The following is a 25,826-nucleotide window of genomic DNA, read 5'->3' as shown; positions in this document are numbered from 1 at the left end:
CAGGATTTCGCCATGACGAGTCAATCGACCGACAGACGGATCACCTCCGACCAGCTGCGCTCGCGCTGGTGGTTCGACAACCCCGAGCATCCCGGAACCACGGCGCTGTGCATCGAGCGCTACCTGAACTATGGCATCACCCTGGAGGAGCTCACCAGTGGCAAGCCGATCATCGGGATCGCCCAGTCCGGCTCCGACCTGACGCCGTGCAATCGCCACCACGTGGAACTCGCCAAGCGGGTCAAGGACGGCATCCGTGCCGCGGGTGGGGTGCCCTTCGAGTTCCCCATGCATCCGATCCACGAGAACGTGCGCCGCCCCACGGCGGCGCTGGATCGCAACCTGGCCTACCTGGGGCTGGTCGAGGTACTGCACGGCTACCCGCTCGACGGGGTGGTGCTCACCACCGGCTGCGACAAGACCACACCGGCCTGCCTGATGGCCGCCGCTACGGTCAATATTCCGGCCATCGTGCTCTCCGGGGGGCCGATGCTCAACGGCTGGCGGGGCAGCGAGCGGGTCGGCTCCGGCACCATCATCTGGGAGTTGCGCAAGCGACTCGCCGCGGGTGACATCGACTACGATGAGTTTCTGGCGCGGGGCGCCGACTCGGCGCCGTCGATCGGCCACTGCAACACCATGGGCACCGCCTCGTCCATGAACTCCATGGCCGAGGCACTGGGCATGAGCCTGCCCGGGTCGGCGATGATCCCCGCCCCCTACAAGGAGCGCGCCATGGTCGCCTACCAGACCGGCGAGCGGTGCGTCGCCATGGTCTGGGAGGATCTGCGCCCCTCGGAGATCCTCACCCGCGAGGCCTTCGAGAACGCCATCGTGGTCTGCTCGGCGCTGGGCGGCTCGTCCAACGCCCCGATCCATGTCAACGCCATCGCCCGACACGCCGGCATCGAGCTGACCAATGACGACTGGCAGCGGCTGGGCCACGAGATCCCGTTGCTGGCCAACGTGATGCCGGCCGGCGCTTATCTCTCCGAGGAGTTCTATCGCGCCGGTGGGGTGCCGGCGGTGCTCCACGAGCTGCTCGCTGCCGGCAAGCTCCACGTTGACGCGCTGACCGTCAACGGCCAGACGCTCGGTGCCAATACCCAGGGACGCGAGACCCGCGACGCAGACGTCATCCGGCGTTACGACAACCCGCTGGTCGAGCACGCCGGCTTCCTCAACCTCAAGGGTAACCTCTTTGGCTCGGCGTTGATGAAGACCAGTGTGATCTCGCGGGACTTCCGCGAGCGCTTCCTCAGCGACCCCGACGACCCCGAGGCCTTCGAGGGTCGGGTCGCGGTATTCGACGGTTCGGAGGACTACCACGCGCGCATCGACGACCCGAGCCTCGAGATCGATGAGCGCACCATCCTGGTGATGCGCGGCGCCGGACCGGTGGGCCACCCCGGCGGCGCCGAAGTGGTCAACATGCAGCCGCCCGAGGCGCTGATCAAGCGTGGCATCGAGTCACTGCCGTGCCTGGGTGACGGCCGTCAGTCGGGCACCTCCGGCTCGCCGTCGATCCTCAATGCCTCGCCCGAAGCGGCCACCGGCGGTGGCCTGGCCTTGCTCGAGGACGGCGACCGGCTGCGTATCGACCTGAAGCGCGGTGAGGTGAGGTTGTTGATCGATGAGGCCGAACTCGCCGCACGGCGCGAGCGTCTGGAGCAGCAGGGCGGCTATCGCTATCCCGACCATCAGACACCCTGGCAGGAGATCCAGCGCAGCCTGGTCGAACCGCTCGACCGCGGCATGACGCTGACGCCGGCGACGAAGTATCGCGACGTGGCGCGCCAGAGCCCGCCGCGGGACAATCACTGAACTTCTCCTCGACAATACGCACCACCCACCGGTCGAGCGCCTGACCTTCAGGCGCTCGCAATCCATGGACGTTGCATGGGAAGCGTCAGGCCGGGGCCAGGTCCCGGCCCAGCGTGCCCTCCCCGGGCTCGATTCCCAGCGCCTGGGCGGTGCCCTCGAGGACGGCCTGGGCCGCCAGGAAGGCTTCGCGGGGCTTGCGTGCACGAATGCACTCCATCACCTGCCGGTGCCGCTCGAGACTCTCCTCGGGGTCGGTGGCGCTGAGATTGGAGATCTCGATCAGCAGGTAGATGGACGGGCGCAGGATGTGCGAGAGCTGGGCCCAGACGATATTGTGGGTGGCCTTGTAGATGGCGATATGGAAGGCGATGTCATAGTCGCTGTGCAGCCGGCGTTCTTCCGGGCAACTGGCATTGTGCAGGTTCTGCCCCATGCCTTCGAAGGCCTCCTCGATAGCGACCAGGTCGCGAGCCTTGGCGCGCCTGGCGGCGGTCATGGCGACATAGGGTTCGACATCCAGGCGAAAGGCGAGAATTTCGCGCTGGATCTTGGGGTTGGGGGAGGCGTAGCGGGTCATCCATTCGGTCACGGTGGGGTCGAGGATGTTCCACTCCTCGTAGTCCCGAACCTTGGAGCCGTGTCCCGAAATGCGTTCGATGATGCCGACATCGACCAATTGCCGCAGGTCGCTGCGCACCGCGGAGCGGTTGATGGCGAACTGCTCGCAGAGGTCGATTTCCTTGGGCACGAAGTCCCCGGGCTGATAGCGACCGGAGAAGATGGCCTCGGCCAGAAAGTCGGCGACGCTGGGACGTTGGGACGCTTTGAGTGCTCTTGCCTTCACGGGCGGATTCCCGAGGAAATTTCGTTGCACGGTGCCATATGTTGAACATTTTGGCAATCCGACCAACGTCCGAGGAGCCCTCCGATATGCCGTGCCGATGCAGTGACAGCGGGGGCTCAGCCGTGTCGCTGCCGTGCGCCCAACTGCTTCATGAATCTGGTGCCCGCCTCGAGCTGCTCGATCTCGATGTACTCGTCGGGTTGGTGGGCCTGGCCGATGCTGCCGGGCCCGCAGATCACCGTGGGCAGCCCCTCGCGCTGGAACTGGCCGGCCTCGGTGGCATAGGCCACTGCCCCGGAGGGCCGCTCGCCGAGCAGTTCGCGGCACAGGGCGAGCACCTCGGCGTTGTTGTCGTCGGCGAGTGCCGGCACCGTGACGTTGAGCGTCTCGGTGACGATGCCCGTCTCGGGGGCGATGCGCTGCATCCCGGCCTCGAGCTCGGCGGCGTAGGCGTTCACGCGGCCGAGCAGATCCTCGAAGCGGTCCTGGGGCAGGTGGCGGATCTCCCAGTCGAAGCTGCACTCCCGGGCCATGATGTTGATCGCGGTGCCGCCGGCGATCCTGCCCACGTGCAGGCTCGAGTGGACCACGTTGAAGGCCTCGTCGACACGGCCTTCGGCCTTGAGTTCGGCCATCACGTCCTCGATCCTCGTCACCAGCCGGGCGGCCACGTGGATCGCCGAGACCCCCTGGTCGACCTGGCTGGAGTGGGCTGCGCGGCCGGTGACGGTGGTGCGCAGGTTGGTGGCGCCCTTGTGCGCCACCACCGGCTGCATCAGGGTCGGCTCACCGACGATCACCGTGGCCGGGCGCGGGTGGTCGGCCAGCAGGCGCTCGATCATGCGCGGGGCACCGAGGCACCCGACCTCCTCGTCGTAGGAGAGGGCCAGGTAGATGGGGCGTTCCATATCCTGCTTCACCCACTGCGGCACCTGGGCCAGGGCACAGGCGATGAAGCCCTTCATGTCGCAGGTGCCGCGCCCGTAGAGGCGACCGTCGCCCTTGTCGACCAGCGCGAAGGGATCGCTCGACCAGGGCTGACCGTCCACCGGCACCACATCGGTATGGCCGGAGAGCACCACGCCGCCCGCCACCGCCGGGCCGATGCGGGCCAGCAGGTTGGCCTTGCTGCCATCATCGTTCTCGATACGCCAGTGCTCGACACCATGGTCGTCGAGGTAGGCTTCCACGAAATGGATCAGCTCCAGGTTGGAGTCACGGGAGACGGTGGGGAAGCCCACCAGTTGCTCGAGCAGCTGCTTGGCGGTCGTCATGCGAGAGAGTCCTGGGTGAATCGGTCTGCTGTCAGCCTAACACGAGCGATACGCGGTCTGGCCATCGCCGGTTGGGATAGCGTGGAGAGTTCGGGGGCGAGGATAGGGGCAGTTGGCGTATCCTGTGGAGAAAGCGGCCAGGAAGACCGGCATGAGTTCCCGCACTGACAAGGTGACCGCCCTCGAGACCTTCCCCGAGCGCCAGGGGCGCCAGGGGCAGAAACTGGGTGACCGCGTGTATGGCGATATCGTCGATCGCATCATCAAGGGCGAGTACGGCGAGGGCCAGCGGCTGCCCTCCGAAGAGAAGCTGGCGCAGATGCATGGGGTCTCGCGCCCGATCGTGCGCGAGGCCCTGGCCAGGCTGCGCGAGGATGGGCTGGTGCGTTCGCATCGTGGTGCCGGCAGCTTCGTGCTCCTGCGTCCCGACCGGGCGATGCTCGACTTTGCGCCCCTGGAGAGCCTGGCGGACATTCAGCGCTGTTTCGAGTTCCGCATCGCCGTGGAGGCCGAGTCGGCGCGGCTGGCGGCGCTCAATGCCACGGCCGAGGACCGGGCGGCCATCTCGACCGCCTTCGCCCTGCTCGAGCAGCGGATTCGCGAGAATGCGCTGGGGGTCGATGCCGACTACGGCTTCCACCTGGCCATCGCCCACGCCACCCACAACCGCTTCTTCGCCGACACCCTGGTCTCGCTCGAGGCCCCCATCACCTATGGCCAGCGCCTGGCGCGCGGGCTGGGCCAGCGTCACCCCGGCTGCCACCTTCCCGAGGTGCAGGAGGAGCATCGCCGCATTCACGACAGCATCCTGGCCGGTGACGCCGAGGGCGCCAGCCACCACATGCGCGAACATCTGGGCAACTCACGCCGCCGGGTGTTCGAGGGCTGAAGGCGGCCGTCCTGCCTCCTCGATTTGACAACTTTTACAACTGGGCTAGCTTCAGAAGCAGGCGCTGCTCTCGGCACACCGCCGGGATCGGTGCCCGTCGGCGACCATCGGTCGAGCGCACGACAGGAGGATGGTGCCGGCGTGGATCCGGTAACGAGCACGATTTCCCATAACAACGAGATCGGGAGCATGCCATGAAGTTCGTACCCACACCGCTGGTCGGTGCCATGACAGCCGTCGCCCTGCTGGGGCTGGCCGGCATTGCCCATGCCGAGTACCCGGAAAGGGCCATCACCTACACCATTCCCTTCGACCCGGGCGGTGAGTCCGACGTGACCGCGCGCTTCCAGGAACCGATCCTCGAGGAGATCCTGGGTGTCAGCGTCAACGTGACCCATCGCCCCGGCGGCGGCGGTGCGGTGGCCTGGAGCGAATTCCAGAATGAGGCCGAGCCGGACGGCTACGAGATCATCGGGGTCAATATCCCGCACATCATCGGTCAGCCGATCCAGCGCTCCGATGCCGGCTTCGAAACCGACAACTGGGACATCATCACCTTCTTTCACTCCACCCCCAATGCCTTGATCGTGCCGGCCAACAGTCCCTTCGAGACCCTGGAGGATCTGGTCGAGTATGCCCGGGAGAACCCCCAGGCGGTGACCCTGGGCGGCAGCGGGACCTACAGCGCCAACCACCTGGACATGCTGCGCTTCGAGAAGGAAGCCGATATCGACCTGACCTACATCCCCTTCACCGGCACCGGCCCGCTTCCGGCCGCACTCGAGGGCAATCACGTCTCCGGGATCTTCAACTACACCATGCTCGGGGTGCAGCTGGAGGAGCGCGGACGGGTGCTTGCAGTAGCCTCCGAGGAGCGCGTGCCGGCGCTGCCCGATGCCCCGACCTTCAAGGAGCAGGGTTATGACATCGTCGGTGGCGCCTATCGTGGCGTGGCCGCCCCCAAGGGAACGCCCGATGAGGTCATCAGCGTCCTCGAGGAGGCCTTCGCCGAAGCCAACCGCCAGATCACCGAGAAGCAGGAGCCGCTGGGCTTCGTGATGGAGTACATCACCGGTGACGAGATCGACGAGGTGATTGCCTCGCTCCGGGAGGCATATACTCCGATCCTCGAAGGCGCCGAGTAACGTCTCCTCCCTCCGCGGGGCCCCGGTCGGGGCCCCGGCTTCCTTCGACACCATGGCGGCCATCCGGGCATGGCTCGCAGGAGGGTGATAGATGGAGATGATGCTGGAGGCGTTGGCCTCGCTGCTGACCTTCGAGAGTTTCCTCACGGTGCTGGTCGGGGTGTCGGCCGGCCTGCTGATCGGCTCCCTGCCGGGGCTTACGGCGACCATGGCCCTGGCCGTGCTGTTGCCATTCACCTTTTCCATGCCCGCGCTTCAGGGCCTGATCGCCCTGGGCGCGGTCTACATGGGCGCCATCTATGGCGGCGCCTTCACCGCCATCCTGATCAATACCCCCGGGACGCCGTCATCAATCGCCACCACCTTCGATGGCTACCCGATGGCCCGTCAGGGGCGAGCCTACGAGGCCCTGGCGGCCGCCACCATCGCCTCGGTGGTCGGAGGCCTGGTCGGGGTGGCCTTCCTGCTCATCCTCGCCCCGCCGCTGGCGCGACTGGCGGTGGCCTTCGGTCCCGCCGAGATGTTCTGGGTCGCGATGCTGGGGCTGACCCTGGTGGCCAGCCTGTCGAGCGATTCCCTGCTCAAGGGGCTGCTGGGCGGCTGTATCGGCATGCTGCTCAGCACCATCGGCGTCTCGCCGGTCGGTGGCGAGACGCGTTTCACCTTCGGCTATCCGCCGCTGCAGGGCGGGATCGAACTGATCGTTGCCCTGATCGGGCTGTTCGTGATTCCCGAACTGCTGACCATGGCGGCCGAAGGGCGAGGGGCCCTGTCTCAGAAGGGCAGCTTCGGCAAGAGCAAAGTCTCGATACTGCAGGTCGCCAGGCATATCTTCTCCAAACCGGTCAACCTGATTCGCTCCTGCCTGATCGGGCAGGTGATCGCCATCATTCCCGGCGCCGGCGGCAACGTGACCAGCCTGGTGGCCTACAACGAAGCGCGGCGCTTCTCCAAGGATCCCAAGAGCTTCGGCAAGGGCAATATCGATGGCGTGGTGGCCTCGGAGTCGAGTAACAACGTGATGGTCGCCGGCAGCATGGTGCCGTTGCTGACGCTCGGCATTCCCGGCGCTCCACCGGATGCCATCATCCTCGGCGTGTTGCTGCTGCATGGCCTGCGTCCCGGCCTGAGCCTGTTCACCGAAACCGGGGTATTGACCAATGGCTTCATCCTGTCGATGGGCCTTGCCGCCCTGATGCTGCTGCCGGTCGGCTTGCTCGGGGGGCGCTTGATTCATCGGGTAGTGATCAAGACCCCTTACTACTTCCTGGTGCCGTGCATCGCCATGGTCACCATCCTGGGGACCTTCGCCCTGCGCAACAGCCTGCTCGATGTCGGCATCATGTTGATTCTGGGAACGGCAGGATATTTCCTGCGCCTGATCGGCATCCATGCAGCGCCCATCGTGCTCGGCCTGATCCTCGGTGGCATCGCCGAGCAGGGTTATGTGCAGACCATGCTGGCGGCGGTGGTCGACCCGATCCCCTGGCTGCGGCTGGTGCGCAACCCGTTGTCGATGGTACTCGCCGGGCTGGTGGTGCTGGGCGCGGCGACGGCGCTGCTGCCGGCCTGGCTGGAGCGCAGCGGACGCCTGGACAAGGGATCGGCAGACAGGAGGGGGGACGTATGATCCTGCGCCTGAATACCGATATCGCCGCAGGAATCGTCGGCCTGGTCTTCGCCGCCGTGCTATGGCTGCCGCGCAGCGACATGGGACGCTTGAGCATCATTTTTCCACGCGCCATTCTGGCGATCCTGGCGGTGATCTCGCTGACATTGATCGTCAAGGGTTTCATCAAGCCCGGTAGTCGCCGTATCGAGATTTCGGGAAGCCTGCAACGGCTGTTGGTGGTCATGGCGAGCTTCTTCGTCTGGTGGTTCGCCATCGGCGAGCTGGGCTTCGTGGTGACCACCTGCGTGGCTATCTTCCTGCTCGCCTGGTACCTGGCCCGGGTGGATGGCCCGGTGTCGTGGCGGCGCTTGTTGCAGTGGGTCCCGATCATCGTCGTGCTGGTCGGTGCCTTCTATCTGACCTTTACCCAGGTGCTCAACGTCCGCCTGCCTTCGGGGCTGCTGTTATAGGAGTTCAGTCATGCGAATCACCGATATCCGCGAAGCTCGCGTCTCGATCGCTTCCGACATCGCCAACGCCTACATCTCGTTCGCCGGGATGGATGTCTCGGTGCTGGCCATCCATACCGATGCCCGGGTCGACGGCCGCCCGGTGGTCGGCTACGGCTTCAACTCCAACGGCCGCTACGCCCAGAGCGGGTTGCTGCGCGAGCGCTTCCTGCCGCGCCTGCGCGATGCCGATCCGGCCTCGCTGCTCGACGAGAGCGGCCGCAACCTCGACCCCTTCCGCGTCTGGGATGTGTTGATGGCCAACGAGAAACCCGGCGGGCACGGCGAGCGCTCGGTGGCGGTCGGCATCATCGACATGGCGGTGTGGGACATCGTCGCCAAGGTCGAGAGCAAGCCCCTGGCGCAGCTGCTGGCCGAGCGCTACGACGACGGTCTGCCCGACGAGCGCGTCTCCGTCTATGCGGCGGGGGGCTACTACTACCCGGGCAAGCCGATCCGCGGCCTCGAGGACGAGATGCGCGACTACCTCGACCTGGGCTACACCTGCACCAAGATGAAGATCGGCGGGGTGCCGCTGGTCGAGGACCTCGCGCGGGTCGAGGCGGCTATCGAGGTCGTTGGCGATGCCGGACGCCTGGCCGTCGACGCCAACGGCCGTTTCGACCTCAAGACCACCCTGGCCTTCGCCGAGGGCCTGGCCCCCTATGGCGTGCGCTGGTACGAGGAGGCGGGCGATCCCCTCGACTATGCGCTGCAGCGGCAGCTGTGCGAGCACTACGCGCCGCCGACGGCCACCGGCGAGAACCTCTTCTCCCATCAGGACGTGCGCAACCTGCTGCGCTACGGCGGCATGCGCCCGGATCGCGACATCCTGCAGATGGACCCGGTGCTCAGCTACGGTCTGGTGGAGTATCTGCGCATGCTCGAGGTGCTGCACGCCCACGGCTGGTCGTCGCGTCAGTGCATCCCCCACGGCGGCCACCAGTTCGCCCTCAATATTGCCGCCGGCCTCAAGCTCGGTGGCAACGAGTCTTACCCGCGGGTATTCGCCCCCTTCGGTGGTTTCGCCGATTCCACGCCGGTGGAGGAGGGGACGGTCGCGCTGCCCGATGCGCCGGGCATCGGCTTCGAGGACAAGCGGGAGCTGATGGAGGTGTTCCACCGGTACCTGGGCTGAAGCACTAACCCCTGGTCGGCATGTCACACGCTATGCTGTGATGACACCCCAACCGTTCTCGCGACGACAGGAGGATGGTGCCATGAGCTATGTCGATGCCTTCGTGTTGCCGGTCCCGCTCGAGCGCCTGGATGACTACCTGCGGCTGGCCCGTCACGCCGGCGAGATCTGGAAGGAGTACGGGGCCCTGGAGTACGTCGAGTGCGTGGGTGACGATATCCGCCCCGGCGAGCACACCTCCTTCCCCCAGAGCGTCAAGCTGGAGCCGGGCGAGACGGTTGTCTTCGCCTGGGTCCGCTACGCCTCCCGCGAGGAGCGCAACCGCATTCTCGAGCAGGTGATGAACGATCCCCGCCTGGCCGACATGCTGGACCACGCCAAGCTGCCCTTCGACGGCAAGCGGCTGTTCTGGGGCGGGTTCATGGAGCGTATCCGGCTGTAGTGGCCGGGCCACGGGCCCATGCGGAACGGTGATTGCCCTCGCTGACTGGCCCCTCAGCCCGTTTAGTGGCAGGCTAACGGAATGCCGGATACAGCCCGCCGTAAGAGCGGGCCGCGGCAGCCCAGGCAACCGGGACCAGGGAACGCGCATGCAGGGACATCCAGATCGCGGGGATGGCGGCAACTATTTCAGTAGCTCTTGCAGCAACTTCGGCTTTCTATCCGGGCATGACCCGGTCTTCCTCGAACTCGCCACCAGCGCCGAGCGCGCCTTCAGCCACGACCCCAACACCACCCTGATCAAGCTGCGCCAGCTCGGCGAGGCCCTGGCCCAGGACATCGCCGCCCGTCTCGGCCTCGAGGTGGAGGAGCGCACGGGCCAGCGCGACCTGCTCTACCGCATCGACACTGCCCTCGGCCTCGACCCCACGGTGCGCGAGCTCTTCCATACCCTGCGTAGTGAAGGCAACAGAGCCACCCACCGGTTCCGCACCCAGCACCGCGAGGCCATCCAGGGGCTCAAGGTCGCCCGCAGCCTGGCGGTATGGTTCCACCGTGCCTTCGCCGCCCCCGACTTCAAACCCGGTGCCTTCCAGCCGCCCGAAGACCCCAGCTGTGAGTTGCGCGAGCTCCAGGCGGAGATGGAGCGCCTGCGCGGCGAGCTGGCCAGTGCCACCGAGCAGGCCGAGGCCCAGCGCCGGCTGGCCGAGCTGGAGTCCCGCGAGAAGGAAGAGTACGCCGAGCTGGCCGAGGCCATGGACGAGGAGGCGCGCCGCCTGGCCGAGGCGTCGCGGACCCAGCAGGCCGAACTCGAGAAACGCGAGCGGGAATTCCAGCGGCGCCTGGCGGAGCAGTCCCAGACCCAGATCCAGACCGACAGCAAGCCGCCGAAGGCCTTCCGCCAGCGGGTGCGCCAGGCCAACCAGGCGCTGAACGTCCAACTCGGCATGGACGAGGAGCTCACCCGGGAAATCGGGGACGTACCCCCATTTCCCCGCTTGATTCAGTTGATCGTAGATATAAGCTTGGTGCTAACAATGAGATGCAAATTAAGTCCACTCCGACTGCTCTCCGGAAGCGTGAATGAAAGCAGGCGTGAGGAAATTGGGAAATGGAAGAAAACGGGAGTAAACTCTCATTTAGCCCCCGAAACATGCCGCCTGAGGTATATTGGCGATAGACTGCCGAACTAAGCTTGATGACCATGAGCCTCGATATGTTAACATGCGATGATATGGGGTGATGAATACTGTTGATTACACCCGTTCATTCAATATCATGGCGTGAGCCGGATTGCTGTTATACGCTGGAGTGAGTATGCAAGTGGTACAGAGTTTTCCGAGGGTCTATCAAATCAAAGTGACTCTGAAGAGAGTCAAGCCTCCGATTTGGAGAAGGCTGAAGATTTGGAGCGATACGGATCTGGAAGAGCTGCATGACATCATCCAGATTGCCATGGGCTGGACCGACGAGCATCTGCATATGTTCGTCTTGGGAGGCAAGCAGTATGGTGTGTCGGACCCGGACTTCGAGGACGAGACGATTCCGGAGGAAGAGATCCGGATCGACACGTTGCTGAAAAAGGAGAAGGAGTCGCTGACCTATGAATATGACTTCGGCGATGGGTGGGTGCATGAGGTAGTGCTGGAAAAGATCCTTGAGGGCACAGAGGATGAGACAGTGCCGAGGTGTATGACCGGCCGTCGCAGTTGCCCGCCGGAAGATATCGGGGGAGTTTGGCGATACCAGGAGCTCCTCGAGGCCTTTTCCAATACATCGCACCCTGAGCATGAGGAGTCTTTGGAATGGTTTGAAGAGGATTTCGATCCCGAGCACTTCGATCCGCTCGAAGTGAACGAGATCCTCGCGGAGTCATGAGGGAAGTGGGAAATCGGGGACGCGCCGGAACCCAGAGTCATATACCAGAGATCAAGAAATCGACGGCAGCGATGATCTTCTCTCGGTAGTGGTTGAGGTCACAGACCTTGACTCCAAGGCGTTGCCTGTCGATGCCGGCAAGGTCTTGTGTCATGGCGATGAAATATTCGCCGTTGATGTCAAGGCTTGGGTTCAGCTGAGTGATTTGCATCCCTTCTGCCAGATCGGGTGGGCAAAGGGGTACCACAACGGTGGTGCGGAGCTCGCTCAGCAAGTCACTCTGGATGTCGAGCAGGTAAGGGTACTGCTTGCGTGATACCGGGTTCTTGTTCTCATACACGCAGAACTGGGCCATCAGAACTTCCTTGCGCTATCGCCGAACGTGCCGTTTTCCTCAACGAATCGGTTGTACGCCTGGATGGCGCCGGCATTCTCCCGTTGCCACTGGGCGCGCTGCTCGGCACGGACCTGCTCGGCGAGGGCTTTCTCCAGGGCAGCGGAGAGGTTGATGCCCAGGCTCCTGGCTTGTTCAAGCAAGTCACTGTTAATGCTGACATTTGTCGGCTTCTTGGGGGCTCGGGTATCGTAGGTCTGTTGCATGGCTGCTGCCTCGCCAAGGTTATGTGCACAGCCTATGCGCATAGGCGATGGCGGGCAAGGGTTTGCCATCGCTTCGCGATGGATCGCGCGGCGTAGCCATGCTCCTATCCAGAGGACGCTCGGTGTGCCGGCGGCTCGTGCAGAGCCGCGGGCGTTTTCCATCACACACTGACCAACCTCGCCCGGCTGGTGCCGTTGCCCATGGGCTCCACCTGGATCTGCACCGGGATGCGCTCGTGCATCTCCTGCACATGGGAGATCACTCCCACGCGGCGGCCCAGCGCCTGCAGGCCGTCCAACGCCTCCATGGCCAGTGCCAATGATTGCGGATCGAGGCTGCCGAAACCCTCGTCGATGAACAGCGATTCGATGGTGAGCTCGCCGGAGGCCATCGAGGCGAGCCCCAGGGCGAGGGCCAGGGAGACCAGGAAGGTCTCGCCGCCGGAGAGCGAGTGCACCGAGCGGCGTTCGTCACCCATGTCGTGGTCCACCACCAGCAGGCCCAGGGGACTGCCGCCGCGCACCAGGCGGTAGCGGCGGCTGAGGCCGGCCAGGTGTGCATTGGCGTGCTCCAGCAGCTGCTCCAGGTTGTAGGCCTGGGCGATGCGCCGGAACACCTTGCCGTCGGCCGAGCCGATCAGCTCGCTGATCTGGCCCCAGCGGCGGTGCTCGGCGCGTGCCGCCTCCAGTTCGGCCTGGCCCTCGCGCTGGCGCTCGCGGCGACGGTCGTCGTCGCGCAAGGCGTGCATGGCCGCGTCGCGGGCGTCACGGGCAGCCTGCCGTTGCGGCGCCAGGGCGCGCTCCTGCTCGTCGAGCCGCTGGCTCAGGGCATGCAGTTTGGCCTCGATCGCCTCCTCGGGGACGGTGGCCGGGACCTCCGGGAAGGCGTCTCGACGGTGGGCGACCAGGGCCCGCTGGCGTTCGTCGAGGCTGACCCCGGCGGCGTGCCGTTCGCGATCGGCGTTCTCGAGCTCCTGGCGGCGCGCGTCGATCCCGGCCTCGTCAACGGCCAGCAGTCGCGCCAGGGTGGTGTCGTCCAGTTTGGGGTGTCGGCGACGCCAGGCATCGAGGCTGCGCACGAGCTCGTCGCGTTCGTCGGTCAGGGTCTCGGCCTGCCGGCGCTGATAGGTCGCCTGCTGGTCGAGCCGGTCCCGTTCGCTCCGTCCTGCCTGGTGGTCACGTCGGGCAGCCTCCAGCCTCGCCCGGGCATTCTCCACGGCCTGTTCCAGGGCCGTCTGCCAGGCATCCGGCGAGGCATGCTTGCCCAAGGCCTCGGCCAACGCCTCGGCCAGCGCCTGGCGCTGCTTGCGCTGGGGAGCGAGTTCGGCCGCGAGCCGCCGCTGGGCCTCCTCCAGGCTCTCCTGCCGGGTGACGAGCTTGCCCAGGGTGAGTTCGTCGCGCTGGAGCGCCTCGCGCAGTGGCGTCAGGCGAGCCTCGGCGGCCTCGATCGTCTGCAACGCCTCGCGAGCCCGGTCGCGTGCCTGGCGCGCGGTCGCCAGCTCCTGTGTCAGCCAGGCGGACCGTTCGGGTTCGGCCACGGGCTCGAGCTCCGTGACCAGCGCCTGGCCGGCCAGGGTGTCGTCGGCATCGGCACGCTCACGGGCGGCGTGCTCGAGATCTACCTCGTGCTGCCGGAGTCGAGCGTCCAGTGCGCGATATTCGCCCTGCAGCTCGTGGTGCCGTTCCCGGGCGGCGGCGGTGCGCGTCTCGGCTTCCTGCTGTTGGCGCTCCTCCTCGGCTTCGGTGGCGGCGAGCCGGACGGCTTCCGGCGTCTCGGGGGGGTGGTGCCGCCAGGGGTGGTCGCGTCCGCCACAGACGGGGCAGGGCTCACCCTCCCGCAGCCGGTCGCGTAGCCAGACCACGCTCTCGCTGCGGGCAGCGCGCAGCCGCTCGAGGCTATCGACCAGGCGTCGCTGCTCGGCTTCCAGGCCTTCGAGGCGGATGGCGGCCTCGCGTCCCGCCGTCAGCAGTCGCTCGCGGGTCGCCTGGTCCCGGCGTCGGCTCTCCTCGAGAGCGGCCCGTCGCTCCCGGGCGCGAGCCACGGCCCGCCAGGCACCCTGCAGGGCCTCCAGCGCCAGGTACCGGTGGGCGGCGGCCTCGAAGGCGGCCTGCCAGGCTCCCCGTGCGCGGTCGATATCGGCGTCGTCGCCCAGGTGCGTCTGCAACTGCGCCTCCAGGTCGTCGCGTTCCCGGCGTCGCCGCTGGCTGGCCGCCCGGGTCTCGGCCAATTCCCGGCGCACGCCGTCGGTCTCGTCACGCTGGCGTCGCTGCTCGGCTTCGCGTCGTGCGATCTCCCGGTCGAATCCGGCCAGGCGGGCGGCCTGCTCGCGGGCGGCCTGGAGGGCCGGTCGGGCCTGGTCGCTGTCCCGCATCGCCTGGGCCAGTACCGTCTCGGCGGCCTGCAGTGTCGTGGCATGCCGGTCGAGTGCCTGCTCGGCCTGGGCCAGTTGGTGGCGGGTGGCGGTCTGGGCCTCGTTGAGGCGGGCCAGGTCCGCCTCGAGGCGTTCCCGACGGGCAAAGCGGTGGCGCTGGGGGGCCAGGGCCTCGAGCTGGGCCTGCTCCGCGCGACGCGGGGCGAGTGCCTGCCAGGCCTGCTCGGCCCGGGCATGGCGTGAGCGGGCGTCCTCCCGTGCGTCATGAAGCTGGCGATGGCGCTGGAAGGCATCGCGCCGGGCGGCCAGGGTGCCGGCGTCCCGGTCGAGCTTGGCCAGAGCGGCATCGCTGTCACGGGCGGCACGCTCGAGCTCGGCGCGGGTCTCGGGGTCGGCGGGCAGGTCGTCGGCGAGTTTGGCCTCCAGGGCATCGACGCGCTTCTTCGCGTCACTGGCGCGTTGGTAGGCGGCCATGGAAATGGCGGAGTATTCGGTGGTGCCGGTCAGGCGCTCCAGCAGGTCGCTGCGCTCGTTATCGTCGGCCTGCAGGAAGGCGGCGAACTCGCTCTGGGCCAGCAGCACGGCGCGAGTGAACTGGTCGAAGCTGAGCCCCAGGCGCTCCGGCAGCAGGCGGTCGAACTCGCGCTTCTGGGTGGTCAGCAGGCGGTCGTCGTCGAGGTCGCGCAGCGACTGTTCCACCGCCTGCAGGCGGCCGGTGGCTCTCTCCCGGGCGCGGCGCACGGCCCAGCGCGCCCGATAACGGCGGCCGTCGCGGCCCAGGAAGTCCACCTCGGCATGGCCGCTCGCCGTGCCACGGCGCAGCAGGGTGCGCGGGTCGGCGGTGCTCACCGTTTCGTCTTCCACATCGGGTAGCGGGGCGTCGCGGCCCGGCGCCCGGCGCAGCCGCGGTGTGCTGCCGTAGAGTGCCAGGCAGAGGGCATCGAGCAGGGTGCTCTTGCCGGCACCGGTGGGGCCGGTGATGGCGAACAGCCCGGCGTCGCGCAGCGGCCGCGTGGTGAAGTCGAGTTCCAGGGGGCCGGGCAGGGAGGCGAGGTTGGCCAGGCGCAGGGCGAGGATCTTCATGGGCGTTCCCTCCTCGAGCCGCTCTCCGTGGCATCGCCATCCAGCACGTCCTGGAGCAGGCGGTCGAAGTCGGCCATGACCGCCTCGTCGGGCGGCTCGCCCCAGCGCGACTCCCAGGTGCGCTCGAAGAGCCGGCGCGGCCCCAGTTGCTCCAGGTCGACCCGGGCCTCGGCGTTGCCGCCGTCGACCTGGGGCAGGCGGCGCTCCAGCCGCAACAGCCGCAGCGCCTTGCCCTCCAGCGCCGCCTCCACCCGGGCGCGCAGGTCGGGCATCGGGGCGCTGAGCGTGACGCGCACCTCGAGCCAGGGCCATTGCTCGCGGGGCCGGGCGGGATCGTGGTCCAGTGCCTCCAACTCGGCGAGGACGTCGTCCAGCTCGGCGGGCCCGATGCGGTGCATGGCCACCGGCCGCGGCACGGGGATCGCCTCGGTGGACAGTAATGTCTCGCCTTCCAGCACCACCTCGACAACCTGGTGGGGGTAGGCCACCTCGCTGAAGTCCAGCGGCAGGGGGCTGCCGCTGTAGCGAATCCGCTCTTCGCCGACGCGTTGGGCGCGGTGCAGGTGGCCCAGCGCCACATAGGCGATCTCGGCGGGAAACAGGGCGGCGGAGATCGACTCCTCGCCGCCGATCACGATGGGGCGCTCGCTGGCCTCGGAGACCGCCGCGCCGTGCAGGTGGGCATGGCTCATGGCCACCAGGGCCTGGCCGGGAACGCGCCGCCGGCGAGCGGCGTCGATCAGCTGCCGGTGTACGCGGGAGATGCCGGCCACATAGTCGTTCTGGACAGGGTCATGACGGGCCTCGGCGTTGCCACCGTCACCGGTGGTGTCGGCGACGTCGCGGGCGGCACCGTTGCCGGTCACTTCCGCGGGGCGCAGGAAGGGCAGCGCCAGGCACCAGGCGCGGGTCTCGCCCTGCTCATCGGTGAGCGGCACCAGCAGCCGCTCGGCGTCGAGACTGCCGTCGTCGCACCAGTTGACCCGGCCCAGGGCGTGGGTACGCAGGCGGCGCATCAGGGGCGCCGGCAGTTCGACGCGGTTGCCGCTGTCGTGGTTGCCGGCGATCAGCACGATGTCGAGCATCGGCAGGCGCTCGTGGGCGGCGACGATGAAGTCGTAGAGCAGTTCCTGGGCGCGCAGCGACGGGTTGACCACGTCGAAGAGGTCGCCGGCCACCAGCAGGGCATCGGCCCGGCGCTCGGCCAGGGTGTCGAGCAGCCAGGTCAGGAAGGCACGGTGCTCCTCGCTGCGCTCCTGGCCGTGGAAGCTCTGGCCCAGGTGCCAGTCGGCGGTATGGATCAGCTTCACCCTCGTCTCCCGGTGTTCCGTCACGGTGGAAAACCCGTAGTCTAACGCGACGGGAGTCGGCGATCAGGGAGCCTTGCGATGATTTCTCCACCACTGCACGACTGGGACCTCATCCCCGAGGAGGCCATCGCCCTGCAGCGGCGGCTGGCCGGGCGCGTCGAGCGCGAGGATCGCCTCGACCCCGTGCGCCATATCGCCGGGGTGGACATCGGCTTCGAGCAGGACGGCGAGATCACCCGGGCCGCGGTGGTGGTGCTCGCCCGGCCCGAGGAGCTGGTCGGCGCCGGCACCTTCGAGGTGGTGGAGCAGGCGGTGCATCGCGAGCCCACCCGCATGCCCTATATCCCCGGGCTGCTGTCGTTCCGCGAGGTGCCGGCGGCGCTCGCCGCCTTCGACAAACTGAAAACCCGGCCCGAACTGGTGATGGTCGACGGTCAGGGCATCGCCCATCCGCGCCGCCTGGGGGTGGCCTCGCACCTCGGGCTGTGGCTCGACCTGCCGACCATCGGCGTGGCCAAGTCGCGGCTGTGTGGGCGCCACAAAGAGCCGGGCCCGGCGCGCGGCGACTGGGCGCCGCTCACTGACGGCGACGAGGTGATCGGCGCGGTGCTGCGCTCGCGCCGCGGGGTCAAGCCGGTCTTCATCTCGCCGGGGCATCGCCTTACGCTTGCCACGGCGCTGGAGTGGGTGGTGCGCTGTCTGGGGCGCACCAAACTGCCGGAACCGACGCGGCTGGCCGATCGGCTGGCCTCTCGGCGGGGAAAGCGGTGATTGGCTGCTGCGCTCGATATCCAGGCCGCCGGCGGTGCTCGCAATCCTCATTGAGCACCCAGTCAACTCCGGTTGCTGTGCTCCGGCGGACGACCTGCCTATCGTCGCTCGCGACGTAAATCCCTCGCTTTCCCGGCCCTTTTAAACGATATCCAGGGGGACCTTTCGCTTCGGCGCCGGAAAGGCGTCGTCGAGCCGGTCCAGGGCCTCGGCGTCGAGCTCGATGGCGAGCGCCGCGGCGTTCTGCTCCACATGCTCGCGCTGTACCGCCTTGGGAATGGCGATCACGTCGCGACGTCCCGCGTATTCGCGAATGACCCAGGCCAGTAGCAGCTGGGCCGGGGTCACATCGAGTGCCGAGGCCACCTCGCGCACCTCGGGGTGGGTGAACAGCTCGCGGCGCAGCCCACCGGCCTGGGCCAGGGGGCAGTAGGCCATGGTGGGCATGCCATGCTCGCGTTGCCAGGGCCGCAGTGAGTGCTCGATGCCTCGCGAGCCCAGGTGGTAGAGCACCTGGTTGACCGTGCAGGCCTCGCCACCGGGCAGGGCGGTCAGCTCGGCCAGCTCGTCGACGTCGAAGTTGGAAACCCCGAAGCGGCGGATCTTGCCGGCCTCGCGCAGGCGCTCGAAGGCCTCGAGGGTCTCCTCGAGCGGGATATTGCCGGGCCAGTGCAGCAGGTAGAGGTCGAGATGGTCGGTCCCGAGTCGCGAGAGGCTGCGCTCGCAGGCGGCGATGGCGCTGTCTCGGCCGGCGTTCCAGGGGTAGACCTTGGAGACCAGGAAGGCGTCGTCGCGACGGCCGGCCAGCGCCTCGCCCACCACCTCCTCGGCGCCGCCGTCGGCGTACATCTCGGCGGTGTCGATCAGCGTCAGGCCGAGCTCGAGGCCCTGCTGCAGGGCGCGTACCTCGTCGCGGTGCGGGGCCAGGCCCTCGCCCAGGTACCAGGTGCCCTGGCCGATGGCGGGCAGGTCGAGTGCGGATTCGTGGGCGGTGGCCGGGAGTCGAACCCGGGGCAGGGGAGTGGCGGCCATGGCGATTCTCCGACGGCGCTCGGTGGACATCCGGGGGTGTCGGCCTTCGAGTGAGGCCGGCCTTCATGCTGCGCCACGACGGGTACCTTTGCAATCCGCGCGCCGGCGACCGACCATGGGGGACCTCCCCACCTGCCGAGCCCCGCCATGACTGCGTCCGATTCCCGCCATCTCGCCGCGACCCGCGCCTGGGTCGAGACCTTCGTGGTCGCCCACGACGTCTGTCCCTTCGCCGCTCGCGAGCTCGCCCGCGGCACCCTTCGCTATGCCGAAATAGCGGCCGACGACTGGGAAACCGCGCTGTTGGCACTGGTCGAGGAGTGCCGGCGGCTCGACGACGACCCCGACATCGCGACCACCCTGCTGGTGCTGACCCGCGGCGTCGAGGACTTCGACGACTACCTCGACCTGTTGGCCATCGCCGAGGCGCTGCTGGCCGAGCAGGGCTACGAGGGGATCTATCAGCTGGCGAGCTTCCACCCCGACTACTGCTTCGAGGACGCGGAGCCGGACGATCCCGGCAACTTCACCAACCGTTCGCCCTGGCCGATGCTGCACCTGCTGCGCGAGGCGAGCCTGGAGCAGGCGCTGGCCCACTATCCCGACGACCCGGCGCTGATCCCCGAGCGCAATATCGCCGCGATGCATCGGCTGGGGCATGACCGCCTGGCCGAGGCCCTGGCGGCGCTTCGCGACCCGCTGCGCTGAGGCTCCCCAGCGGCCGGCGGCTGGGCTAGGCTATAGGCGCAGCACCCCTGACAGGTTCCATCCCGCCATGCACGAGGAGTTCGCATGAAACAGGTAACCCGCGCCGGTGTCCCGGTGGATGTGGCCGGCGACTTTCCGGCCGTCGGCCAGGCGGCACCGCCGCTGACCCTGACCAATGCCGAGATGGTCGACGTGACGCTCGCCGACTACGCCGGCAAGCGCAAGGTCCTCAATATCATCCCCAGCATCGACACCCCCACCTGTGCCACCTCGACCCGCAAGTTCAACGAACTGGCATCGAGGATGGATGATACCGTGGTGCTGGTGGTCTCCGCGGACCTACCCTTCGCCGCCACGCGTTTCTGCGGCGCCGAGGGACTGGATAACGTCGAGACCCTCTCCACCTTCCGCCACCGCGAGTTCCACCGCGACTGGGGGGTGGACCTGTGTAGCGGGAGCCGGGCCGGCCTCTGTGCCCGCGCTGTGGTGGTGCTGGATGAGCAGGACAAGGTGATCCACGGCGAGCTGGTGCCGGAGATCAAGCAGGAACCGGACTACGAGGCGGCGCTGAAGGCGCTGAGCCGATAGGCGTCTACACTGTGGATGCGTTTAGATTCCCATCGACAAGGAGAGCGACTCATGAGCATCAAGAAGACGGCCTCCGCCCGCTGGCAGGGTGGCCTGAAGAACGGCAAAGGGACGGTGTCCACCGAGAGCGGCGTACTCAAGGAGACGCCCTACGACTTCAAGCAGCGCTTCGAAGGCGAGGCGGGCACCAACCCCGAGGAGCTGATCGGTGCCGCCCACGCCAGCTGCTTTTCCATGGCGCTGTCGCTGATTCTGGGCGAGGCCGGCATGGAAGCCGAGAGCATCGACACCCGCGCGACGGTGTCCCTGGACCAGGGCGATGACGGCTTCAGTATCACCGCCGTGCATCTGGAGACCCGGGTGCGGATCCCCGGTGCCGATCGCGCCGCCTTCGAGGAGGCCGCCGAGAAGGCCAAGGGGGGCTGCCCGGTATCCAAGCTGCTCAATGCCGAGATCACCCTGGAGGCGAGCCTCGAGAGCTGATCGCGGCGGCTCCCGCTACCGCCTTCGACGGTCACCCCCGGGTGGCCGTCGTCGTTTCCCGGTGGCGGTCGGCGGCATTGACCAGCGCGCGGATCAACCGCTGCTGGGGCCGGTTGAAGACCAGCCACTCCGGGTGCCACTGCACGCCAAGCAGGAAGTCGTGATCGCGGGACTCGATGCCCTGGACCAGGCCGTCGCGGTCGCGGGCGACGATCTCGATGCCGCGGCCGGCCCGCTGCACCGCCTGGTGGTGCAGGCTGTTGATGCGACACCAGCTCACGCCGAGCACGCGATGCAGCCGGCTGTCGCCGACGATGTCCACGGTCTTGCGTGGCAGCACGGTACGCCGGCGCTTGAGCCCCTCGTGGGTGGTGTAGATGTCCGGGTCCAGGGTGCCGCCCAGGTGCACGTTGATCAGCTGGGCCCCGCGACAGATCCCCAGCACGGGGGTGTTCTGGGGAATGAAGCGCTCGAGCAGCTCGAGTTCCAGCTCATCGCGCTGGGGATCGACCCGCACGTCGAGCTGCACCTCGCCGCCGTAGAGGTGGGCCTGGATGTCATCGCCGCCCCCCACGATCAGGCCGTCGAGGGGCCCCGGCCAGGGGCGCGAGGGCGACAGGCGCAGGGGGCGGCCACCGTGGCGCCACACCGCGAACCAGTCGAAGAGCCAGGCGATCTGGCTCTTGTCGTCGGAGGTGGTGATGCCGATCAGTGGGCGGGATGGCGCATCGCGGCTCACGTTTCCCCCATCCAGCCGCGCAGCTTCTGCAACCAGCGGGTCAGCGGCGACCGGGTGTGCTTGACCACGTAGCGGGTGGCGCGCTCGGCCAGCCGCTGGGGGGCTGCAGCCAGCTTCTCGACCTCCACCCAGCGGTTCCACTCCACCACCGACCCCCAGCCGGGCTGCGAGAGCTGGGCATTGGGCAGTCGGTAGTGGAAGGTCGGGCGCGGCTTGACCAGGCGGTTGGTGAACAACGGGTGGGGATAATCCTGACGCAGGCAGGCGAACAGCGGAAACAGGTCCAGCTCGCGATTGCGCGTCGGGTTGTACTCCAGGTAGTCCCCGATCAGGGTGTCGACGTCCGGGGCATAGTCCGGCGCGAGTACCTTGAGCGCATAGGGCTTGGGAAAGGGGTTGGCATGGGGCAGCACCTCCCGGGTAATGTCGATGTCGATCTGCTCGCGCAGCCATTCGGCGGTCAACAGGTAGGCGCGCAGGTGGGCGAGGATGTCGCTCACCTCGAGGCTCGGGGCCTCGGGGTTGAGATGCAGCCCGAAGCCGTAGAGCAGGCTGGCATCGGTGCCCTTGGCGCCGTGCCCTCGCAGCGCCTCGAACAGGGCGTCGAGCTCGCCGAGCTCGTCCCAGGGGATCGGCGGGCAGATGATCTCGGTCGGCACCAGGCCGGTGACCACGTCGCCGATCAGCTCCCGGGTCCGGGTGTGAAAGTCGACGCGCATCTGGTGGCGCTGGCGCTCCCACTCGGTGTCCTCCTTCGGCGCGGTGTTGAGTACCTCGTCGTCGGGATGGGCGTACTGGGTGTCGAGCTCGATGATGAAATCACCCCAGCGGGTCTTCCGGACCTTGAGACGATGCGCGCTGACCGTCACGATCTCGCCACCGAACAGTCCCCGGACCAGCTCGGCGGTGTCCCGCGGCGGCAGACCGGCGAACTCGATCTCCACGCCGACGCGCCGGATCTCGCCGGCGGCATTGCGGGGCACGGGTGGCGGTATCGGCGTCATGACGGCATCCTGTGCGTGACATGGGAGGTTCTTGAGGAGCCTATCATATTGCTCGCGGGTGTCATGAGGGACCATCCGCGGAGACCGCCTCGACCGCGATGGAGACGAGATGTTGCCCAGCCCGCCGACCGGCCCGATGCCGACCCCACGCCCCGCGCCGGTGGGGCGACTGCTGCTGTGGCTTCTGCTGCTGGTGGGGCTCTGTGCGGCGCTGCCGGCCCAGGCGCAGCAGCTGGGGCTGCCCGGGCTGCTGGAGGGCGAGGAGTCGAGCGAGGCGCACGATCCCGGGGCGTTCCAGGCGTCCCTGGAGCGGGTGATCGCCACCCTGGAGGATGCCGAGCGCCGGGACGCCCTGCTGCAGAGCCTGCGTGACCTCCGGGAGGTCCACGGCGAGGCCGCCGAGGAGGACGGGATCGCGCCGCGTCAGGGGCTGCTCGGTGCCCTGGCCGAGACCATCAGCGACCTGGGCGAGCAGGCCGAGGCGGGTGAATCGCCGCTGGATCACTGGGAGGAGCAGCTCGAGCGGGGCTGGACGGCGCTCAGCGAGCTGGTGGTCGAGACCGGCAACGTCGACCTGATGCGTTTCGTGATCGAAGGCACGGTGCTACTGGGCATCTGGGTCGGGTTGCTGGTGATCCTGATCGCCCTGGGGCGGTTGCTGGCGAAACGGCGCGGCTGGCCGCTCGACCTGCCTCGGGAGCCCCGTGCCAGCCAGCTGGTGGTGCATTTCCTGCGCCGCATGCTGCCCTGGGCACTGGCCTTTGCCCTGGTACTGGGCATTGCCCAACTGATCCCGGCCAGCCCCGGCCGCGACATGGTGCTGGTGGTGGCCTATGTGGCGCTCTGCGGGCGCACCCTCTCGGTGGTGGTGGAGACGGTGATCTCGGTGTTCACCCGGGGGCACCGCTTCGTCGCCGTGCAGATTCTCCAGCAGCAGGGGCTGCGCCGACTATTCGTGATCGGTGCCCTGATCGCCCTCGGCGACGCCTTCAACTCGTCGCGGCTGGTGGCCCTGCTCGGCGACGAGTTGGCCGGCTTGATGTCGGTGCTCGCCAACGTGCTGGCGGCACTGCTCAGCGGGCGCTTCATCTTCAAGTTCAAGCGTCCGATCCAGCACCTGATCCGCAATCGTCCCTACCGGCAGCGTCGCGACAGCGGCGGCGCGGCCGAGGTGATCCGGGTCGTGGGCGGGCTGTGGCATGTGCCGGCGCTGCTGATGGTGGGGGCGTCCCTGGTGGCGATCTTCGTCACCCAGGGCGATGTGGGCGCGGCGCTGGCCCGCTCGATCATCACCGCGGCGCTGCTGGTGCTGACCCTGGTAGTGACCGGGCTGCTGCGCCGCCAGTCCGAACGCGCCGTGCGCCGGCGTCGCGTCAGCGAGTACCGCAAGCGGCTCGAGCGCTTCGGCTATGCGCTCTCCCATGTGCTGGCGTGGATCGCCTTCGCCGAGCTCTCGCTGCAGGTGTGGGGCGGTTCGCTGATCGGCCTCGGCCAGCAGGGGGTGGTGGCCAGCGCGCGCATCGGCCAGGCGCTGCTGGGAGTCGGCTTCACCGTGCTGCTGGCCTGGCTGGCGTGGATCTTCGCCGACACGGCCATCCAGCGCGCCCTGGTCTCTTCGGCGCGCTCCCGCGGGCGGCGGGTCAACCAGGCCCGTGCCCAGACCATCACGCCGATGATCCGCAACGTGATCTTCGCCACTATCGTGATCATCGCCGCCATCGTCGGCCTGGCCAACCTGGGCGTGAACGTCACCCCGCTGCTCGCGGGTGCGGGGGTGATCGGCCTGGCCATCGGCTTCGGCGCCCAGACCCTGGTGCAGGACCTGATCACCGGCATCTTCATCCTCATCGAGGATTCCCTGGCGATCGACGACTTCGTCGAGATCAACGGCCACGTGGGCAGCGTCGAGGGGCTGACCCTGCGTACCGTGCGGCTGCGTGACCTGGACGGCATCGTGCACATCATCACCTTCAGCCAGATCCAGTCGATCCACAACATGTCGCGGCAGTTCGGCATCGCCCTGATGCGGGTCCGTGTGCCCCACGGCATGAAGGTCGACGAGGTGATTGCGCTGGTGCGCGAGGTGGCCGACGAGCTGCGCCAGGATCCGATGATGCGCCACCACATCTGGTCGCCGCTGGAGCTGCAGGGAATCGAGAGCTTCGACGAGGGCGGCGCCATCCTGCGCATGCGGCTGCGCACCGCCCCGGTGATGCAGTGGGACGTCGCCCGTGCCTTCAACCTGCTGCTCAAGCAGCGCATGGAGGAGCGGGGGCTCGATCTTGGCATTCCGCGGCTCAGCGTCAGCATGGAGGGCCGTGGCGGCGGTCGCCTGGATGGTACGGCGGCCGAGAGCGAGGACTACGATGCCAGCGGCCGCCGCCCCGGTGAGGCCGGGGTGGCCGACCCCGAGGGTGACACCAGCGCCCGCGGCGGTTCGCCGGATCCGGCGTAGTCTGCGGCGGCTCGGTTGAGTGCACGTCCCGGCGACTTTGGGCACAATCGGGCCGCGGGTTTCACGGGATATCGGCGGAGCATGCTCCGTCGCAGCGGCGGAGTGGGGCGCGATGAGCGGGACGATGAGCAGCGACGAGGCACCGGCGAAGGGGGCCACCATTCGCGAGATCGCCAAGGCGGCGGGGGTTTCCATCGCCTCGGTGAGCCGGGCGCTGAACGGCAAGCCCGGCATCAGTGAGGCGCTGCGCGAGCATATCCTGCAGATCAGCCGCGACATCCACTACCGGCCCAGCGCCGCCGCCCGCGCCTTGATCGGCGGCAGGAATGCGGTGGTCGGTATCTCCCTGGGGCGCCAGGACATCGAGCTGCGCCCCTACTACATCCTGCTCTACCAGCACCTGACCCTGGCGCTGCACCAGCAGGGGATGGTGCCGATCTTCTTCGCCTGCGACCAGACGCCGTCGCTGCCCGAGCGAGCGGGGGCCGCCATCCTGCTGGGGGACTTCCCGAGGGACGAGCGTCCCGCCTTTCTCGCCGCACGGCGCATTCCCTTCGTGCGCATCGGCCCGCCCGGCGATGGCTTCTCGGTGGCGCCGGACGATCGCCACGGCATCTACCTGGCGACCCGGCACCTGATCGACGGAGGGCGCCGGCACATCGCCTTTGTCGGCGATGAGGCCGGTGACGATGGGCGGCATCGCCTGCAGGGGTACCGGCGGGCGCTCGAAGCGGCCGGACTGCCCGAATGCCTCATCGGCGTGCCGTTCAGCTACGATCCCGCCCTGACCGCCTATCGCTATCTCGGCCGTTTCCTGCAGTCGGGGGCGTCGACGCTCGATGGCCTGGTGTGCGAGAACGACGAATTCGCGCGCGGCTGCCTGACGGCACTGGAGGATCGGGCGATCCGGGTGCCCGCGGAGGTCGCGGTGACCGGTTTCGACGACCTGCCGACCCTGGCCGCCCAGCTGACCACGGTGCGTCAGGATATCGGCCGGATCGCCGACGAGGCCGTACGCCTGCTGGGGGAGGCCATCGCCGGTGCCAGGCCCCGGCATGTCAGCCTGCCGGTCACGCTGGTTCGCCGCCAGACCGGTTGAGACGACCCAGTGACTCCCGGGGGAGATC

At 67.9% G+C, this 25,826-nt stretch carries 24 protein-coding genes; 15 read left to right on the top strand and 9 right to left on the bottom strand.

What is annotated here, in order from left to right:
* The first annotated feature begins 12 nt into the window (after nt 1-12).
* A complete protein-coding gene (locus tag AC5W54_RS19130; protein WP_495963692.1) occupies nt 13-1,824 on the top strand; it encodes an IlvD/Edd family dehydratase in 1,812 nt (603 codons plus the stop codon).
* Between the two features lie 85 nt (nt 1,825-1,909).
* On the opposite strand, the gene AC5W54_RS19125 is transcribed toward AC5W54_RS19130, so the two are convergent.
* Nucleotides 1,910-2,668 (bottom strand): FadR/GntR family transcriptional regulator, encoded by a 759-nt coding sequence (locus tag AC5W54_RS19125; RefSeq protein ID WP_495963691.1) that lies wholly within the window; start codon nt 2,666-2,668, stop codon nt 1,910-1,912.
* Between the two features lie 116 nt (nt 2,669-2,784).
* Complete coding sequence (gene argE / locus AC5W54_RS19120; RefSeq protein WP_495963690.1) at nt 2,785-3,942, bottom strand: acetylornithine deacetylase; 1,158 nt, start codon at nt 3,940-3,942, stop codon at nt 2,785-2,787.
* Nucleotides 3,943-4,093: 151 nt separating this feature from the next.
* Between argE and AC5W54_RS19115 the strand changes: the two genes are divergently transcribed.
* The 8 genes from AC5W54_RS19115 to AC5W54_RS19080 all read left to right on the top strand — a co-directional run bounded on the left by AC5W54_RS19115 (nt 4,094) and on the right by AC5W54_RS19080 (nt 11,554).
* Entirely contained in the window at nt 4,094-4,831 is a 738-nt protein-coding gene (locus tag AC5W54_RS19115; protein WP_495963689.1) for a FadR/GntR family transcriptional regulator, read from the top strand.
* 194 nt (nt 4,832-5,025) lie between these two features.
* A complete protein-coding gene (locus AC5W54_RS19110; protein ID WP_495963688.1) occupies nt 5,026-5,976 on the top strand; it encodes a Bug family tripartite tricarboxylate transporter substrate binding protein in 951 nt (316 codons plus the stop codon).
* A gap of 91 nt (nt 5,977-6,067) precedes the next feature.
* On the top strand, nt 6,068-7,606 hold the full coding sequence (locus AC5W54_RS19105) for a tripartite tricarboxylate transporter permease (protein WP_495963687.1): 1,539 nt from the start codon (nt 6,068-6,070) through the stop codon (nt 7,604-7,606).
* Nucleotides 7,603-8,058: a tripartite tricarboxylate transporter TctB family protein gene (locus AC5W54_RS19100; protein ID WP_495963686.1), complete on the top strand. Its 456-nt coding sequence runs from the start codon at nt 7,603-7,605 to the stop codon at nt 8,056-8,058. The genes AC5W54_RS19105 and AC5W54_RS19100 overlap by 4 nt, the downstream gene beginning before the upstream one ends.
* A gap of 10 nt (nt 8,059-8,068) precedes the next feature.
* Nucleotides 8,069-9,235, top strand: coding sequence for a mandelate racemase/muconate lactonizing enzyme family protein (locus AC5W54_RS19095; protein ID WP_495963685.1), 1,167 nt, complete (start codon nt 8,069-8,071; stop codon nt 9,233-9,235).
* Nucleotides 9,236-9,317: 82 nt separating this feature from the next.
* Nucleotides 9,318-9,677 (top strand): DUF1428 domain-containing protein, encoded by a 360-nt coding sequence (locus AC5W54_RS19090; RefSeq protein ID WP_495963684.1) that lies wholly within the window; start codon nt 9,318-9,320, stop codon nt 9,675-9,677.
* Between the two features lie 148 nt (nt 9,678-9,825).
* The gene (locus AC5W54_RS19085) at nt 9,826-10,869 is read left to right on the top strand and encodes a DUF4145 domain-containing protein (RefSeq protein ID WP_495963683.1); all 1,044 of its coding nucleotides are present in this window, start codon (nt 9,826-9,828) and stop codon (nt 10,867-10,869) included.
* Nucleotides 10,870-10,993: 124 nt separating this feature from the next.
* The gene (locus tag AC5W54_RS19080; protein WP_495963682.1) at nt 10,994-11,554 is read left to right on the top strand and encodes a plasmid pRiA4b ORF-3 family protein; all 561 of its coding nucleotides are present in this window, start codon (nt 10,994-10,996) and stop codon (nt 11,552-11,554) included.
* A gap of 37 nt (nt 11,555-11,591) precedes the next feature.
* On the opposite strand, the gene AC5W54_RS19075 is transcribed toward AC5W54_RS19080, so the two are convergent.
* The 4 genes from AC5W54_RS19075 to AC5W54_RS19060 form a co-directional block, all read right to left on the bottom strand.
* Nucleotides 11,592-11,909: a CcdB family protein gene (locus tag AC5W54_RS19075; RefSeq protein WP_495963681.1), complete on the bottom strand. Its 318-nt coding sequence runs from the start codon at nt 11,907-11,909 to the stop codon at nt 11,592-11,594.
* Nucleotides 11,909-12,154, bottom strand: a complete 246-nt coding sequence (locus tag AC5W54_RS19070; RefSeq protein ID WP_495963680.1) for a type II toxin-antitoxin system CcdA family antitoxin — start codon at nt 12,152-12,154, stop codon at nt 11,909-11,911. The genes AC5W54_RS19075 and AC5W54_RS19070 overlap by 1 nt, the downstream gene beginning before the upstream one ends.
* A 161-nt stretch (nt 12,155-12,315) precedes the next feature.
* The gene (locus tag AC5W54_RS19065; RefSeq protein WP_495963679.1) at nt 12,316-15,609 is read right to left on the bottom strand and encodes an AAA family ATPase; all 3,294 of its coding nucleotides are present in this window, start codon (nt 15,607-15,609) and stop codon (nt 12,316-12,318) included.
* Nucleotides 15,606-16,919, bottom strand: a complete 1,314-nt coding sequence (locus AC5W54_RS19060; protein ID WP_495963678.1) for an exonuclease SbcCD subunit D — start codon at nt 16,917-16,919, stop codon at nt 15,606-15,608. The genes AC5W54_RS19065 and AC5W54_RS19060 overlap by 4 nt, the downstream gene beginning before the upstream one ends.
* A gap of 78 nt (nt 16,920-16,997) precedes the next feature.
* On the opposite strand from AC5W54_RS19060, the gene nfi reads away from it, so the two are divergent.
* Nucleotides 16,998-17,690 (top strand): deoxyribonuclease V, encoded by a 693-nt coding sequence (nfi, locus tag AC5W54_RS19055; RefSeq protein ID WP_495963677.1) that lies wholly within the window; start codon nt 16,998-17,000, stop codon nt 17,688-17,690.
* 141 nt (nt 17,691-17,831) lie between these two features.
* On the opposite strand, the gene AC5W54_RS19050 is transcribed toward nfi, so the two are convergent.
* Nucleotides 17,832-18,722 carry an aldo/keto reductase gene (locus tag AC5W54_RS19050; protein ID WP_495963676.1) on the bottom strand — a complete coding sequence of 297 codons (891 nt, stop codon included), beginning with the start codon at nt 18,720-18,722 and terminating at the stop codon, nt 17,832-17,834.
* 147 nt (nt 18,723-18,869) lie between these two features.
* Here AC5W54_RS19050 and AC5W54_RS19045 point away from each other — a divergent pair, with 147 nt between their 5' ends.
* From AC5W54_RS19045 to AC5W54_RS19035, 3 genes are all read left to right on the top strand, one after another.
* Complete coding sequence (locus AC5W54_RS19045; RefSeq protein ID WP_495963675.1) at nt 18,870-19,430, top strand: DUF1415 domain-containing protein; 561 nt, start codon at nt 18,870-18,872, stop codon at nt 19,428-19,430.
* Nucleotides 19,431-19,514: 84 nt separating this feature from the next.
* On the top strand, nt 19,515-20,018 hold the full coding sequence (gene tpx, locus AC5W54_RS19040) for a thiol peroxidase (protein ID WP_495963674.1): 504 nt from the start codon (nt 19,515-19,517) through the stop codon (nt 20,016-20,018).
* A gap of 51 nt (nt 20,019-20,069) precedes the next feature.
* The gene (locus tag AC5W54_RS19035) at nt 20,070-20,501 is read left to right on the top strand and encodes an OsmC family protein (protein WP_495963673.1); all 432 of its coding nucleotides are present in this window, start codon (nt 20,070-20,072) and stop codon (nt 20,499-20,501) included.
* A gap of 31 nt (nt 20,502-20,532) precedes the next feature.
* On the opposite strand, the gene AC5W54_RS19030 is transcribed toward AC5W54_RS19035, so the two are convergent.
* Nucleotides 20,533-21,240 (bottom strand): gamma-glutamyl-gamma-aminobutyrate hydrolase family protein, encoded by a 708-nt coding sequence (locus AC5W54_RS19030; protein ID WP_495963672.1) that lies wholly within the window; start codon nt 21,238-21,240, stop codon nt 20,533-20,535.
* Nucleotides 21,237-22,244 (bottom strand): amidoligase family protein, encoded by a 1,008-nt coding sequence (locus AC5W54_RS19025; RefSeq protein ID WP_495963671.1) that lies wholly within the window; start codon nt 22,242-22,244, stop codon nt 21,237-21,239. Before AC5W54_RS19025 ends, AC5W54_RS19030 begins: the two co-directional genes overlap by 4 nt.
* Before the next feature lie 136 nt (nt 22,245-22,380).
* On the opposite strand from AC5W54_RS19025, the gene AC5W54_RS19020 reads away from it, so the two are divergent.
* Together AC5W54_RS19020 and AC5W54_RS19015 are read left to right on the top strand one after the other, a co-directional pair.
* Complete coding sequence (locus AC5W54_RS19020) at nt 22,381-24,699, top strand: mechanosensitive ion channel domain-containing protein (protein WP_495963708.1); 2,319 nt, start codon at nt 22,381-22,383, stop codon at nt 24,697-24,699.
* A gap of 112 nt (nt 24,700-24,811) precedes the next feature.
* Nucleotides 24,812-25,798, top strand: coding sequence for a LacI family DNA-binding transcriptional regulator (locus AC5W54_RS19015; protein ID WP_495963670.1), 987 nt, complete (start codon nt 24,812-24,814; stop codon nt 25,796-25,798).
* The last annotated feature ends 28 nt before the right edge of the window (nt 25,799-25,826 follow it).

It is taken from the genome of Halomonas sp. LMYGS-3 (assembly GCF_059509875.1).
The sequence above is the reverse complement of the archived record's forward strand: the minus strand, read 5'-3'. Positions and strand labels throughout refer to the sequence as shown.

Bases quoted from the DNA above. Each gene is read 5' to 3' on its own strand.
- AC5W54_RS19070 (WP_495963680.1), bottom strand. From the start codon at position 12,154: ATGCAACAGACCTACGATACCCGAGCCCCCAAGAAGCCGACAAATGTC.
- AC5W54_RS19015 (WP_495963670.1), top strand. From the start codon at position 24,812: ATGAGCGGGACGATGAGCAGCGACGAGGCACCGGCGAAGGGGGCCACC.
- AC5W54_RS19090 (WP_495963684.1), top strand. From the start codon at position 9,318: ATGAGCTATGTCGATGCCTTCGTGTTGCCGGTCCCGCTCGAGCGCCTG.
- AC5W54_RS19025 (WP_495963671.1), bottom strand. From the start codon at position 22,244: ATGACGCCGATACCGCCACCCGTGCCCCGCAATGCCGCCGGCGAGATC.
- AC5W54_RS19115 (WP_495963689.1), top strand. From the start codon at position 4,094: ATGAGTTCCCGCACTGACAAGGTGACCGCCCTCGAGACCTTCCCCGAG.
- tpx (WP_495963674.1), top strand. From the start codon at position 19,515: ATGAAACAGGTAACCCGCGCCGGTGTCCCGGTGGATGTGGCCGGCGAC.
- AC5W54_RS19110 (WP_495963688.1), top strand. From the start codon at position 5,026: ATGAAGTTCGTACCCACACCGCTGGTCGGTGCCATGACAGCCGTCGCC.
- AC5W54_RS19065 (WP_495963679.1), bottom strand. From the start codon at position 15,609: ATGAAGATCCTCGCCCTGCGCCTGGCCAACCTCGCCTCCCTGCCCGGC.
- AC5W54_RS19130 (WP_495963692.1), top strand. From the start codon at position 13: ATGACGAGTCAATCGACCGACAGACGGATCACCTCCGACCAGCTGCGC.
- AC5W54_RS19020 (WP_495963708.1), top strand. From the start codon at position 22,381: ATGCCGACCCCACGCCCCGCGCCGGTGGGGCGACTGCTGCTGTGGCTT.
- AC5W54_RS19105 (WP_495963687.1), top strand. From the start codon at position 6,068: ATGGAGATGATGCTGGAGGCGTTGGCCTCGCTGCTGACCTTCGAGAGT.
- AC5W54_RS19075 (WP_495963681.1), bottom strand. From the start codon at position 11,909: ATGGCCCAGTTCTGCGTGTATGAGAACAAGAACCCGGTATCACGCAAG.
- nfi (WP_495963677.1), top strand. From the start codon at position 16,998: ATGATTTCTCCACCACTGCACGACTGGGACCTCATCCCCGAGGAGGCC.
- AC5W54_RS19050 (WP_495963676.1), bottom strand. From the start codon at position 18,722: ATGGCCGCCACTCCCCTGCCCCGGGTTCGACTCCCGGCCACCGCCCAC.
- AC5W54_RS19085 (WP_495963683.1), top strand. From the start codon at position 9,826: ATGCAGGGACATCCAGATCGCGGGGATGGCGGCAACTATTTCAGTAGC.
- AC5W54_RS19095 (WP_495963685.1), top strand. From the start codon at position 8,069: ATGCGAATCACCGATATCCGCGAAGCTCGCGTCTCGATCGCTTCCGAC.
- AC5W54_RS19035 (WP_495963673.1), top strand. From the start codon at position 20,070: ATGAGCATCAAGAAGACGGCCTCCGCCCGCTGGCAGGGTGGCCTGAAG.
- AC5W54_RS19080 (WP_495963682.1), top strand. From the start codon at position 10,994: ATGCAAGTGGTACAGAGTTTTCCGAGGGTCTATCAAATCAAAGTGACT.
- argE (WP_495963690.1), bottom strand. From the start codon at position 3,942: ATGACGACCGCCAAGCAGCTGCTCGAGCAACTGGTGGGCTTCCCCACC.
- AC5W54_RS19100 (WP_495963686.1), top strand. From the start codon at position 7,603: ATGATCCTGCGCCTGAATACCGATATCGCCGCAGGAATCGTCGGCCTG.
- AC5W54_RS19045 (WP_495963675.1), top strand. From the start codon at position 18,870: ATGACTGCGTCCGATTCCCGCCATCTCGCCGCGACCCGCGCCTGGGTC.